Origin of the sequence: Mycobacterium sp. 1245852.3 (genome assembly GCF_001669335.1) — a bacterium.
Taxonomy (GTDB): domain Bacteria; phylum Actinomycetota; class Actinomycetes; order Mycobacteriales; family Mycobacteriaceae; genus Mycobacterium; species Mycobacterium europaeum_A.
Genome location: NZ_LZLL01000353.1, coordinates 19,369 through 31,103 on the forward strand (window position 1 = coordinate 19,369; position 11,735 = coordinate 31,103).

Genomic DNA, 11,735 nt, shown 5'->3' on the forward strand with positions numbered 1-11,735 from the left:
TCCTCCGGGATCAGCAGAAGGCGGCGGCCGAGAACCATCCCCCGGCCACCAGCGCGATGAGGAGCGCCGCGGTGGTTTGCCCCATCATCGCGGCCGCGATGACGCCCACGATTGCGCAGATAAAGACGGTGACGGTCAGGAAGGCGACGAGCAGACGGTGTGAATTGACCGCCGCGCCGGTACGAGGCGCGATGACGGTTTTATGAGGACGATCCACGCCAACCATGAAATCTCCTTCGGTGTGACGCCCGCAACATGCCACGGCGAGATGTGGTCTACATCACATGATAGGCCTCCAGCCGTCGACCGCTCGGTTATCCGCACGGAACGTCGCGGCGGCATTACGATTCGTCGTTATCCACCTGAGACCGCCAATTAGGTTTTCGCCTCGATGCGGATTACTGTTGCCCGCGGTTCGTCCGCGACTCAGGAAAGCAGCCATGCCTGTTCAGCCCACTCTGCTGCGCCGCCAATCGTTGCGCGGCGCCCGCCGAACGCGGGTCGCTCCCCGCGTGAAGTGCCCGATGGTCGGCCAGTGCTTCGACATCGAAATCACTCGCGACGCGGATGGATGGATGATCCGGATTCCCGAGATCGGCAGGGCCACCCGCGCCAGCAGCCGGGCCACCGTGGAGCTGGCCGCCCGCGAGTCCATCGCGACCTGGACCGGCATCCCGATCGGATATGTCGCCGTTTACGTCGCCAGCGAGACCAGCTAGCTACCTAGCCGGCTTGGGCGACGGCGATTGATTTCGTATCCACGTAGCCGTCGAGACCTTCGGGGCCGAGTTCTCGGCCATAGCCGCTGCCTTTGACGCCGCCGAAGGGCGCGAACGGGTCCATGGTGTAGCCCTGGTTGATGCCGACGGTGCCGGTATGGATCCGCGCGGCGAGGGCGAGGGCCCGGTCGGTGTCGTTTCCCCACACCGATCCGGCCAGGCCGTAGTCCGAATCATTGGCGATCGCCACCGCCTGGTCCTCGTCGCGGTAGGGGATGACGGTGATGACGGGGCCGAAGATCTCTTCCCGCGCGATCCGCATGGTGTTGTTGGCCGCCGCGAACAGGGTGGGCCGGACGTACCAGCCGCGGTCGAGCCCGTCGGGCATGTGGGCGCCGCCGACGATCAGCCGTGCCCCCTCCTGCTGACCGACGTTGATGTAGTCGCGAACGCGCTGCTGCTGGCGACGGGAGACCAGGGGACCGAGCTGGGTCTTGGGGTCGCCCGGATCGCCGACGCGAAGGCCGGACATCTCGGCGGCGAGCGCGTCGACGTATTCGTCATGGCGCTCCTGCGGCACCAGGACGCGGGTGAGCGCGTTGCAGATCTGGCCGCTGTTGGACAGGCTGGCCGATCGCACGCCGGCGGCGACCTTGTCCGGTGCCGCGTCGTCGAGGACCAGCGCCGCGGACTTCCCGCCGAGTTCGAGGCTGACCTTGGTGAGGTTGGCCGCGCAAGCGGCGGCGACGGCGCGGCCCGCCGCGGTGGAGCCGGTGAACGACACCTTGTCCACTCCGCGGTGGGCGACCAGGTAGGCGCCGAGGCTCGCATCGCCGGGCAGCACGCTGACCACACCGGGCGGCAGGCCGGCCTCGTCGATCATCTCGGCCAAAAGCAGGGCGTCCAACGGGCTTTCGGGCGCGGGCTTGAGCACGACGGTGCAGCCGGCCAGCAGCGCCGGCACCAGCTTGGTGACGATAAGGAACTGGGGCATGTTCCACGGCACGATCGCGGCGACGACGCCGACGGGCTCCTTGCGGACCAGCACATCGCTGCCGAAGAACCCGGTCCTGGTCTCCTGCCACTGATGCCGCTCGGCCAGGTCGCAGAACGCGCGGATCATGAACGTGGGCAGGCCGACCTGGGCGCGCTGGGCGAAGCTGATCGGCGCACCGATCTCGGCGGTGATGATGTCGGCCATCTCGCCGCGACGCCCGTCGTAGATGTCGGCCAGCCGCCGGATCGCGGCGATCCGGTCCGACGGTTCGCTGTGGCCCCAGGGCGCCGAGGTCAAGGCCGCGCGCGCGGCGGTTACCGCGGCGTCGACGCCGTCGGATCCCGCCGCATCGACCTCGGCGATGGGTTCTTCGGTATGTGGTGAGATGACTTGCACGACACTGCGGTCCATCCGTGCCTCCCGAGGCCAATATCAACTACTTGCTATTGATGGGGTCGAGGATATACCGTCGGCCGTGACGGAGCTCTCACGGATCGGTGAAACCGGTGCGCAGGCGGTTGTTTCGCGCAGACAGTGCTGCGAGACGCGGCTGGGCGCCGACGGTTTTGCCGAGATTGGACTGCTTAAGGAGCGATCATGGCTCGATTCCCCAAACCGCCGGAGGGCAGCTGGACCGAGCACTACCCGGAACTGGGCACCGACCCGGTGTCGTACCACGACTCCATCAGCCCGGAGATCTACGAGCTGGAGCGCGAGGCCATCTTCAAACGGGCCTGGCTCAATGTCGGTCGCGTGGAACAGCTTCCGCGTAAGGGCAGTTACCTCACCAGGGAGCTGAAGGTCGTCAACACGTCAATCATCTTGGTCCGCACGGCATCCGGTGACATCAAGGCCTACCACAACGTATGCCGGCACCGCGGCAACAAGTTGGTGTGGAACGACATGCCGCAGGAAGAAACGAGCGGCGTGTGCCGGCAGTTCACCTGCAAATACCACGCGTGGCGCTACGACCTGAACGGCAACCTCACCTTCGTGCAGCAGGAGGAGGAGTTCTTCAACCTCGACAAGAGTCGCTACGGCCTGGTGCCGGTGCACTGCGAGGTCTGGGAAGGCTTCATCTTCGTCAACTTCGCCAAGAAACCCGAGCAGTCGTTGCGAGAGTTCTTGGGGCCCATGATCACCGGGCTGGAGGGTTACCCCTTCGACAAGATGACCTCCCGCTGGTACTACCGCTCGGAAGTCAAGGCGAACTGGAAGCTCTACATGGACGCGTTCCAGGAGTTCTATCACGCCCCGGTGTTGCATGCGAACCAGTCGCCGACCGCCTACTCAAAGGCGGCCGCCCAGGCGGGTTTTGAAGCCCCGCACTATCGGCTGGACGGGCCGCACCGGCTGGTCAGCACGTCGGGGGTGCGGGCCTGGGAAATGGCCGACGAGATGCGCAAGCCGATCGAGGACATCTGCCAGAGCGGACTGTTCGGGCCTTGGGACAAGCCCGATCTCGGGCCGATGCCCGCCGGGCTCAACCCCGCGAAATGCGACCCGTGGGGCCTGGACTCGTTTCAGCTGTTCCCCAACTTCGTCATCCTCTTCTGGGGTCAGGGTTGGTATCTGACCTATCACTACTGGCCGACGTCGTACAACAGCCACCTGTTCGAAGGAACGCTGTACTTCCCGGCGCCGCGTACCCCGCGCGAGCGGGTCGCTCAGGAATTGGCGGCCGTGTCGTTCAAGGAATACGGGCTGCAGGACGCCAACACCCTGGAGGCGACGCAGACGATGCTCGAATCCCAGGTGATCGACGAGTTCCTGCTCTGCGACCAGGAAGTCCTGATCCGTCACCTGCACAAGGAGACTGCGGCCTGGATCGATGACTATCGCCGGACCTCGACGGCAGGAGTGTGAACACGATGTCGATGTTGCCCGCCGAGTTCGCCGACCTCGAACGGTTCGCCGAGTGGTGCCTGCCCAGCGAACCGGAACGCTACGCCAAGAGGCTGGCCAGCTCCATGACGGAAATGAAGGCCTTCTACGACGCGATCACCCCGCGTGCCGAAGAGGCGCTGGCGTTCTGCGACAAGTTCTCCCTCGACGACCTGCCCGACGACGTCCAGAATTTGATGCATCTGCTGTATTCGATGATCATGGTGTCGTTCCCGGTGGAGTGCTGGAAACAGCCCCGCGTCCCCGATTCGGGTGCTTCGAGCCTTGACTGCGTGTCCGAGCCCGTTCCATGACCTGCGTGCTGCGGGCGGCGCGTTGGGCTGACGTCGTGACGGGTCAGATCCACACGCCGGCGGAGGTGGTGATCGACGGCGAACGCATCGCCGCGATCAATCCCCAAGAGCCGCTTGACGATTCGGCCAACATCGTCGATCTCGGCGACGTGACGCTGCTGCCCGGGCTGATGGACATGGAGCTCAACCTGCTCATCGGCGGACCCGGCGGCCCCGAGGGCCTGCCGTCGCCCATGCATGGCGTGCAGGACGACCCCGCGTATCGCACGCTGCGCGGCGCGGTCAACGCGCGCACCACGCTGGAGGCCGGGTTCACCACGGTGCGCAATCTCGGGCTGATGGTCAAGACCGGGGGATACCTGCTCGACGTGGCGCTGCAGCGCGCCATCGACCAGGGTTGGCACATCGGACCGCGCATCTATCCCGCCGGCCACGCCGTCACCCCGTACGGCGGGCACCTGGACCCGACGGTCTTCCAGCGGTTGGCCCCCGGGGTCATGCCGCTCTCGGTCGCCGAAGGCATCGCCAACGGCGTTCCCGACGTGATCGCTTGCGTGCGTTACCAAATCCGGCACGGCGCCAAGCTGATCAAGGTGTCCGCCTCGGGCGGGGTTATGTCACACAGCACCGCGCCGGGTGCCCAGCAGTACTCCGATGCCGAGTTCGCCGCCATCGCCGACGAGGCCCACCGGGCCGGGGTCCGGGTGGCCGCGCACGCCGTGGGGGACAGCGCAATTCAAGCGTGCATTCGCGCCGGGATCGACTGCATCGAACACGGATTTCTGGCCAGTGACGAGACCATCCAGATGATGGTCGATCACGGCACATTCCTGGTCTCGACCACGTATTTGACCGACGCCATGGCCATCGATCGGATCGCACCCGAGCTTCGCAAGAAGGCGCTCGAGGTCTTCCCGCGGGCAAAGTCGATGCTGCCCAAGGCGATCGAGGCTGGGGTGCGGATCGCCTGCGGCACCGATGCGCCGGCCATCCCGCATGGCCACAACGCCAAGGAACTGGGCGCGCTGGTCGAACGGGGCATGACGCCCGCGCAAGCGATCCACGCGGCCACCGTGGTGGCAGCCGAGCTGATCGAGGCGGACGACGAGTTGGGCAGGCTGGCGCCCGGTTATCTGGCTGACATCATCGCCGTCCCCGGCAACCCCTTCGACGACATCGCCACCACCCTCGACGTTCGCTTTGTCATGAAAAGCGGGCAGATCTACAAGACCCCCGCGACGTAACGGAGGCGGGCATGGAACTGACCGACAACATCCTGTGGCTGCTCAAACAGGCCTTCTACTACTCGCTGACCACCATCAACGAGGCGATGCGCGAACACGGCGTGAGCACCGCCCAGATCGGCGTGCTGCGCCAACTGGCCAACGAACCCGGCTTGTCCGGCGCCGAGCTCGCGCGGCGCCTGCTGATCAGCCCGCAGGGCGTCCAGCTCGCGCTCACCGCCCTGGAACGCCGCGGCCTGGTGGAAAGAAAGCAGGATCCCCAGCACGCGCGCATCCTGCGGGCCTACCTCACCGGCGAGGGCCGCAAGGTCGCCGAAACGGTGGTCAACGACGCGATCGCCGCCCATCAGGAGGTGTTCGGCGTGCTGACCGAGCAGGAGCAACGGACCCTGCGTGAATTGCTGGGCCGGGTGGTCGAAAAGGGCACCGGCCACGAACTGTTCAACGACCACGTCGAGGGCTGACTGCCCGTGGGCAGCGACGGGCTGCACCTGTATCTAGTACTTGAGACTAATCGCAAGTAGTTGATACTCTGGCCGGGATGGGTGAAAGCCGCGCGACCACAACCGCCGGTTCGGCGACCACGACCGACGCCGGGGGCACCGGTGTCGGCATCGCCGCGTCGCCGGATGGCTTTGTGCCACTGCGGATCAAGCGCGTGGTTCGCGAGACCCGCGACGCCGTGTCGATCGTTCTCGATGTCCCACCGGGCAGCGCGGAACAGTTCGGGTACCAGGCCGGACAGTTTCTGACGCTGCTGGTCACCGTCGACGGACGCGAGCATCGACGGTGTTATTCGATGTCGTCGTTACCGGACGAAGACCTGCAGATCACCGTCAAACGCGACCGAGACGGTGTGGTGTCGAACTGGCTCAATGACACGGCCGCAGCCGGCGACCGGCTGCCCGCCCTGCCGCCGCAGGGTCGCTTCGTGTTGCGCGAGACCGACCGAGATCTGATCGCCTTCGCCGGGGGAAGTGGCATCACGCCGGTGTTTTCGCTGCTGCGGACGGCCCTGATGTCGGGCACCCGCGCCACGCGACTGTTCTACGCCAACCGCAGCCGCGACGCGGTGATCTTCGACGAGGCCTTGGCGTCGCTGGCCGCGCGGCACGCCGATCGTTTCGTCCTGCACCACCACCTCGACGACCACACCGGCTTCGTCACCCGAGCGGAGATCGAGGCGTTCGTCCGCGATGCCGGCGACGCCGAGGTATACATCTGCGGGCCCAACGAGTTCATGGAGATTGTGCGAACCGCCGTGTGCGCGGCCGGCGTGCCGGCCGATCGCCTGCACATCGAGCATTTCGACGTCGACGACGTGGCCGCGGCGGCGCCCCCGGACACCGAGGTGGTGACCGAGGAGGTCACCATCGTGCTGGACGGATCGACGACGACCGCGCCGTACCACTCGGGCAACACGTTGCTGCAGACGGCCCGCATGGCCGGGCTGCGCGCGCCGTCGTCGTGTGAGATCGGTTCGTGCGGAACGTGTATGGGCCGCCTGACCCACGGCAGCGCCCGGATGATCAACAACGACGCGCTCGATCCGGACGAGGTCGAGGAGGGCTGGGTGCTGACGTGTCAGGCCCTGCCCACCAGCCCCACGGTGCGGGTGGTCTACGAGTGAGGGAAAGGGTGGAGCGGAGTCGATGACCAGGGTGGCGGTGGTGACCGGAGGCGCCTCGGGTATGGGCGAAGCGACGTGCCATGAATTGGGTCGGCGCGGACTCAAGGTCGCGGTCCTCGATGTCAACGAGCATGCCGCACAACGCGTCACCGACGATCTGCGCGCCGACGGTGTGACTGCGCTGGGGGTGGGTGCCGACGTGACCGATCGGTCCGCCGTGGAGCACGCGTTTGCGAAGGTGCGCAGCGAGCTGGGCCCGGTGACGGTCCTGGTGACCAGTGCGGGCATGTTCGACTTCTCGCCGTTCTTGGAGATCAGCGCCGAAACCTGGTCGCGGATCATCGATGTCAATCTCACCGGCACCTTTCACTGCTGCCAGGTCGCTCTGCCGGACATGGTGGAGGCGCGCTGGGGCAGGATCGTGATGATCTCGTCGTCGAGCGCCCAGCGGGGCTCGCCGTTCGCCGCCCACTACGCGGCGTCCAAAGGCGCGGTGATCACCTTGACCAAGTCGTTGGCCCGTGAATATGCGCCGCACGGGATCACGGTGAACAACATTCCGCCCTCGGGCATCGAAACCCCGATGCAGCACCAGGGCCAGGCCGCCGGATACCTGCCGTCCAACGAGCAGATCGCCAGCAACATCCCGTTGGGTTACCTCGGCACCGGCGCCGATATCGCCGCGGCCGTGGGATTCCTGTGTTCCGAAGAAGCCAGGTACATCACCGGCCAGGTTTTGGGCGTCAACGGCGGAGCGGTGATGTGATTGTGAGGATTCGATGACCAGAGTAGGCAGGCCGCCGGAGGGCTCCTGGACCGAGCACTATCCCGAATTGGGAACGGGGCCCGTGTCTTTCAAGGACTCGACGTCGCGAGAGTTCTACGAACTCGAGCGCGAGGCGATCTTCAAACGGGCATGGCTCAACCTCGCGCGGGTGGAGGAGTTGCCGCGTGTCGGCAGCTACCTGACCAAGGAGATCGAAGTCGTCGGCGTCTCGGTGATCCTGGTCAAGGGCAAGGACGAGCGCATCCGGGCGTTCTACAACGTGTGCCGTCACCGCGGAAACAAGCTGGTGTGGAATGACTTTCCCGGCGAGGAGACGCGCGGGACGTGTCGGCAGTTCACCTGCAAGTACCACGGCTGGCGCTACGACCTGCAGGGCGCCTTGAAGTTCGTCCAGCAGGAATCGGAGTTCTTCGACCTGGACCCCGCGCAGTACGGGTTGCGGCCGGTGCACTGCGACGTGTGGAACGGCTTCGTCTTCATCAACTTCGACCCCGAACCCCGCCAGAGCCTGCGGGAGTTCCTCGGTCCGATGATCACCGGCCTCGACGGTTACCCGTTCGACAAGTTGACCGAGCGCTACGACTGGGTGGCGCACAACAACAGCAACTGGAAGATCTTCGCCGACGCCTTCCAGGAGTACTACCACGTGCCCTCGCTGCATTCACAGCAGGTCCCCTCCGAGGTGCGCGACCCCAACGCCGGATTCACTTGCGGGCACTTCCAACTCGACGGCCCGCACCGGTTGGTCTCCACGGCCGGGCGGCGGCGCTGGCTGCTGCCGCCGGAATACATGTATCCGATCGAGCGGGCCACCCGCAGCGGACTGGTGGGACCGTGGCGAACCCCCGACATCGGTGACTTGCCGGCCGGACTCAACCCCGGCGGGATCGAGCCCTGGGGCATCAGCAATTTCCAGATCTTCCCGAACATCGAGATCCTGATCTATGGCGGGTGGTATCTGCTGTACCGGTACTGGCCCACCTCGCACAACACGCATCGATTCGAGGCCTACACCTACTTCCATCCGGCGCGAACCGTGCGGGAGCGCATCGAGCACGAGGTCGCCTCGGTGGTGCTGAAAGAGTTTGCGCTGCAAGACGCCGGGATGCTCGGCGGGACGCAGGCGGCACTCGAGTACGGGATCGTCGACGACTTCCCGCTCAACGATCAAGAGATCCTGGTGCGCCACCTGCACAAGGTCGTGGTCGACTGGGTCGACGCCTATCGCCGCGAACGGGATTCGGTGGGGGTGTGACCATGCCTGTCAAGCTGCCCAGCGCCTTCGCCGAGCTGGAGGGCTATGCCGAAACATGGTGCTTGGCAACCGAAACCGAACGCTGGAACGCCCGGGTCAACTCGTCGATGCCGGAACTGCGCGAATTTTACGACGCGTTCTTCCCCCGGCTCGAAGAGGCGATCGACTACTGCGACAAGTTTCCCCTGGACAACGTGCCCGACGACGCGCTGAACCTGTTGCACATGATCTATTCGCTGATCATGGTCGCCATGGCGGTGGAGATCATGCATCAACCCGCCCCGGTCGACGCCGCCGACGCGGTGATGATCCGCACCGGTGGCCCGGTGCCCTGAGCTTTCCGCCGTCAGACATCCCTTCATCGAAAGGAGCGACGATGAGTCTGCTCACCATCACCAAGCTCACCGAATCCGTCGGTGCCGAAGTCGCGGGCCTGGAGCCGGCCGCGCTGGCGGGCGACGACTCGGTGGGTGCAGCCGTCCTGGACGCGTTGGAGGACAACGGCGTTCTGGTGTTCCGCGGCCTGCAGCTCGACCCGGCGGCCCAGGTCGAGTTCTGCCGCCGCCTCGGCGAGATCGACCACTCGTCCGACGGTCACCACCCGGTGGCCGGCATCTACCCGATCACCTTGGACAAGTCCAAGAATGCCTCGGCCGCCTACTTGAAGGCCACCTTCGATTGGCACATCGACGGCTGCACACCGCTGAGTGACGAATGCCCGCAGAAGGCCACCGTGTTGACGGCCGTCCAGGTCGCCGAGTGGGGCGGCGAAACGGAGTTCGCCAACTCCTACGCCGCCTACGACGCCCTGACCGAGGACGAGAAGGAGCGGTTCGGCACGCTGCGTGTGGTGCACTCGCTGGAAGCGTCCCAGCGCCGCGTCTACCCCGACCCCTCCCCGGAACAGGTGCAGCGCTGGCGGTCCCGGCGCACGCACGAACATCCGCTGGTGTGGACTCACCGCAGCGGCCGCAAATCGCTGGTGCTGGGCGCCTCCGCGGACTACGTCGTCGGCATGGATCTCGACGAGGGACGCGCCCTGCTGGACGAGTTGCTCGAGCGCGCAACGGTGCCCGACAAGGTGTACAGCCACAGCTGGTCGGTCGGCGACACCGTGATCTGGGACAACCGCGGAGTGCTGCACCGCGCGGCCCCCTACGACCCGGACTCACAACGCGAAATGCTGCGCACCACCGTGCTCGGCGACGAACCGATCCAATAGCATGACCGCGTCCGACGGACATCCACTGCGCCTGTCACCGTTACCCGCCGACGAGTGGGACGAGGGCGCGCGCACGGCGCTGGCGTCCCTGATCCCGGCCGAGCGGGCGAATCCCGTTGGCGCGGGCAATGTTCTGTCGACCATGGTCCGTCATCCCGAGCTGACCGCGGCCTACCTGCCGTTCAACGCCTACCTGCTCGCGCGGTCGACGCTGTCGCCCCGCGTGCGAGAAGTCGCGCTGCTGCGCGTGGTACATCGCAGCAACTGCGGCTACCTGTGGTCACACCACGTCCCGATCGCCCTGCGCGCCGGCCTGACCGAATCCGAGATCGACGGCATCCGATCCGGGCACTGCGCCGATCGGACGGACCAGGCCGTGATCCGGGCCGTCGACGATCTCACCGCCGACAGCACGATCAGCCAGGCAACCTGGGATCTGTTGTGCGAGTTGTTCACCCAGCAGCAGTGCATGGACCTGACCTTCACCATCGGCGGCTACCTCTTACTGGCCTTGGCGGTCAACACCTTCGGCGTCCAGGAGGAGCACGGCTAGACCTGGTCGCCCGCTAGTCCTCGCGGGACAGGGCGGCGCGCGGGCATTCGGCGATCGCCCGCTCGACCAACGCCTCCTGCTCGACGGGCACCGGATCGGCGGTGACCACCGCGTAGTCGTCATCGTCGAGCCGGAAGACATCCGGCGCGATGTTCACGCAGTAGGCATTGCCTTCGCACCGATCAAGGTTCACTACCGGCCGCATGAAGATCCTCCTTCTCCGATCGAGAGCTCGGAGTTTTTACAGTACAACTTGTGTAAACGCTAGCTTAGGGCGGCTGGGCGGGAAACGGCCTCCGATTCGCGACTTCTCAGTGACCTCTCAGTGCCGCGGCCTTAGGCTGGAACCCTGGGTCCGGGAGGTCGACGATGAAGATCGCATCCGTCATCGCCCGCCAACTGCTGGACTGCAAAGCCCGGCCCCTTCTGGAAGTCGAAATCACCACCGACACCGGCTTTGTCGGCCGCGGCGCAGCTCCGACCGGCAGTTCGGTGGGGTCGCACGAGGCGTACGTCCTACGGGACGGGGACCGGACCAGATACAACGGCCTGAGCGTGCACCGCGCCATCGCCGCGGTGGACGACGAAATCGCCCCGGCCCTGATCGGCGCGGAGCTCGACGATCCGCGATCCCTGGACCGGGTGCTGATCGCGCTCGACGGCACACCGGACAAGCACCGGCTCGGCGGCAACGCGATCTACTCCACGTCGATCGCGCTGCTGCGCGCGGCCGCCGCCGCGGCGGGCACGTCCACCTATACCTACGTCGGCGAACTGCTCGGGCTCGAACCGCCCACCACCGTCCCGGTGCCCAGCTTCAACATGATCAATGGCGGGCACTACGGCGACGTCCGCCAGACGTTCAGCGAATTCCTGGTGGTGCCGTACCGCGCGGACTCGATCGAATCGGCGGTCGAAAGGGGGGTGAGTCTGTTCGAGACGCTCGGCGAGGTGCTCGCCGAGCGACTGGGCCGCGCGCCGATGCTGGCGTCGTCGTACGGATACATCGCGCCGTCCAGTGACCCGCACGCCGTCATGGAGGTGCTGGCCGAGGCCGTCGAGCGCGCCGGCTGCGCCGACCTCATGGCGTTCGCGCTGGACTGCGCGTCCAGCGAGGTGTACGACAGCGA

Annotated in this window: 14 protein-coding genes and 1 pseudogene; 12 read left to right on the forward strand and 3 right to left on the reverse strand. The window is 66.1% G+C overall.

The window, feature by feature from the left end; all coding sequences use genetic code 11:
- Nucleotides 1-10: 10 nt before the first annotated feature.
- Nucleotides 11-226 (reverse strand): hypothetical protein, encoded by a 216-nt coding sequence (locus A9W96_RS15815; RefSeq protein ID WP_067020680.1) that lies wholly within the window; start codon nt 224-226, stop codon nt 11-13.
- 298 nt (nt 227-524) lie between these two features.
- Between A9W96_RS15815 and A9W96_RS15820 the strand changes: the two genes are divergently transcribed.
- Nucleotides 525-719, forward strand: coding sequence for a long chain fatty acid-CoA synthetase Faa4p (locus A9W96_RS15820; RefSeq protein WP_066881330.1), 195 nt, complete (start codon nt 525-527; stop codon nt 717-719).
- A gap of 4 nt (nt 720-723) precedes the next feature.
- On the opposite strand, the gene A9W96_RS15825 is transcribed toward A9W96_RS15820, so the two are convergent.
- On the reverse strand, nt 724-2,127 hold the full coding sequence (locus A9W96_RS15825; RefSeq protein ID WP_067141100.1) for an aldehyde dehydrogenase: 1,404 nt from the start codon (nt 2,125-2,127) through the stop codon (nt 724-726).
- Nucleotides 2,128-2,313: 186 nt separating this feature from the next.
- Between A9W96_RS15825 and A9W96_RS15830 the strand changes: the two genes are divergently transcribed.
- The 10 genes from A9W96_RS15830 to A9W96_RS15875 all read left to right on the forward strand — a co-directional run bounded on the left by A9W96_RS15830 (nt 2,314) and on the right by A9W96_RS15875 (nt 10,605).
- A complete protein-coding gene (locus tag A9W96_RS15830; RefSeq protein ID WP_067141103.1) occupies nt 2,314-3,582 on the forward strand; it encodes an aromatic ring-hydroxylating dioxygenase subunit alpha in 1,269 nt (422 codons plus the stop codon).
- Nucleotides 3,579-3,914, forward strand: coding sequence for a hypothetical protein (locus tag A9W96_RS15835; protein WP_197499536.1), 336 nt, complete (start codon nt 3,579-3,581; stop codon nt 3,912-3,914). Before A9W96_RS15830 ends, A9W96_RS15835 begins: the two co-directional genes overlap by 4 nt.
- Entirely contained in the window at nt 3,911-5,158 is a 1,248-nt protein-coding gene (locus A9W96_RS15840; protein WP_067141106.1) for an amidohydrolase family protein, read from the forward strand. The genes A9W96_RS15835 and A9W96_RS15840 overlap by 4 nt, the downstream gene beginning before the upstream one ends.
- A gap of 11 nt (nt 5,159-5,169) precedes the next feature.
- Nucleotides 5,170-5,622 (forward strand): MarR family winged helix-turn-helix transcriptional regulator, encoded by a 453-nt coding sequence (locus A9W96_RS15845; protein ID WP_066864875.1) that lies wholly within the window; start codon nt 5,170-5,172, stop codon nt 5,620-5,622.
- A gap of 77 nt (nt 5,623-5,699) precedes the next feature.
- Entirely contained in the window at nt 5,700-6,788 is a 1,089-nt protein-coding gene (locus A9W96_RS15850) for a ferredoxin--NADP reductase (RefSeq protein ID WP_082972304.1), read from the forward strand.
- A 22-nt stretch (nt 6,789-6,810) separates the two neighbouring features.
- Nucleotides 6,811-7,554, forward strand: a complete 744-nt coding sequence (locus A9W96_RS15855; protein ID WP_067020673.1) for an SDR family NAD(P)-dependent oxidoreductase — start codon at nt 6,811-6,813, stop codon at nt 7,552-7,554.
- 13 nt (nt 7,555-7,567) lie between these two features.
- Nucleotides 7,568-8,830 carry an aromatic ring-hydroxylating dioxygenase subunit alpha gene (locus A9W96_RS15860; RefSeq protein ID WP_067141109.1) on the forward strand — a complete coding sequence of 421 codons (1,263 nt, stop codon included), beginning with the start codon at nt 7,568-7,570 and terminating at the stop codon, nt 8,828-8,830.
- Nucleotides 8,827-9,165 carry a hypothetical protein gene (locus A9W96_RS15865; RefSeq protein WP_066881316.1) on the forward strand — a complete coding sequence of 113 codons (339 nt, stop codon included), beginning with the start codon at nt 8,827-8,829 and terminating at the stop codon, nt 9,163-9,165. Before A9W96_RS15860 ends, A9W96_RS15865 begins: the two co-directional genes overlap by 4 nt.
- Before the next feature lie 41 nt (nt 9,166-9,206).
- Nucleotides 9,207-10,052: a TauD/TfdA family dioxygenase gene (locus A9W96_RS15870; protein ID WP_067141111.1), complete on the forward strand. Its 846-nt coding sequence runs from the start codon at nt 9,207-9,209 to the stop codon at nt 10,050-10,052.
- A gap of 1 nt (nt 10,053) precedes the next feature.
- Nucleotides 10,054-10,605 carry a carboxymuconolactone decarboxylase family protein gene (locus A9W96_RS15875; RefSeq protein WP_066864859.1) on the forward strand — a complete coding sequence of 184 codons (552 nt, stop codon included), beginning with the start codon at nt 10,054-10,056 and terminating at the stop codon, nt 10,603-10,605.
- Nucleotides 10,606-10,618: 13 nt separating this feature from the next.
- On the opposite strand, the gene A9W96_RS15880 is transcribed toward A9W96_RS15875, so the two are convergent.
- Nucleotides 10,619-10,810: a ferredoxin gene (locus tag A9W96_RS15880; protein WP_066864855.1), complete on the reverse strand. Its 192-nt coding sequence runs from the start codon at nt 10,808-10,810 to the stop codon at nt 10,619-10,621.
- Between the two features lie 164 nt (nt 10,811-10,974).
- Here A9W96_RS15880 and A9W96_RS15885 point away from each other — a divergent pair.
- Nucleotides 10,975-11,735: pseudogene (locus A9W96_RS15885) on the forward strand (enolase); the annotation flags it as partial.

Coding starts and splice junctions, on each gene's coding strand:
- A9W96_RS15815 (WP_067020680.1), bottom strand. CDS start 226: ATGGTTGGCGTGGATCGTCCTCATAAAACCGTCATCGCGCCTCGTACC.
- A9W96_RS15820 (WP_066881330.1), top strand. CDS start 525: ATGGTCGGCCAGTGCTTCGACATCGAAATCACTCGCGACGCGGATGGA.
- A9W96_RS15825 (WP_067141100.1), bottom strand. CDS start 2,127: ATGGACCGCAGTGTCGTGCAAGTCATCTCACCACATACCGAAGAACCC.
- A9W96_RS15830 (WP_067141103.1), top strand. CDS start 2,314: ATGGCTCGATTCCCCAAACCGCCGGAGGGCAGCTGGACCGAGCACTAC.
- A9W96_RS15840 (WP_067141106.1), top strand. CDS start 3,911: ATGACCTGCGTGCTGCGGGCGGCGCGTTGGGCTGACGTCGTGACGGGT.
- A9W96_RS15845 (WP_066864875.1), top strand. CDS start 5,170: ATGGAACTGACCGACAACATCCTGTGGCTGCTCAAACAGGCCTTCTAC.
- A9W96_RS15850 (WP_082972304.1), top strand. CDS start 5,700: ATGGGTGAAAGCCGCGCGACCACAACCGCCGGTTCGGCGACCACGACC.
- A9W96_RS15855 (WP_067020673.1), top strand. CDS start 6,811: ATGACCAGGGTGGCGGTGGTGACCGGAGGCGCCTCGGGTATGGGCGAA.
- A9W96_RS15860 (WP_067141109.1), top strand. CDS start 7,568: ATGACCAGAGTAGGCAGGCCGCCGGAGGGCTCCTGGACCGAGCACTAT.
- A9W96_RS15870 (WP_067141111.1), top strand. CDS start 9,207: ATGAGTCTGCTCACCATCACCAAGCTCACCGAATCCGTCGGTGCCGAA.
- A9W96_RS15875 (WP_066864859.1), top strand. CDS start 10,054: ATGACCGCGTCCGACGGACATCCACTGCGCCTGTCACCGTTACCCGCC.
- A9W96_RS15880 (WP_066864855.1), bottom strand. CDS start 10,810: ATGCGGCCGGTAGTGAACCTTGATCGGTGCGAAGGCAATGCCTACTGC.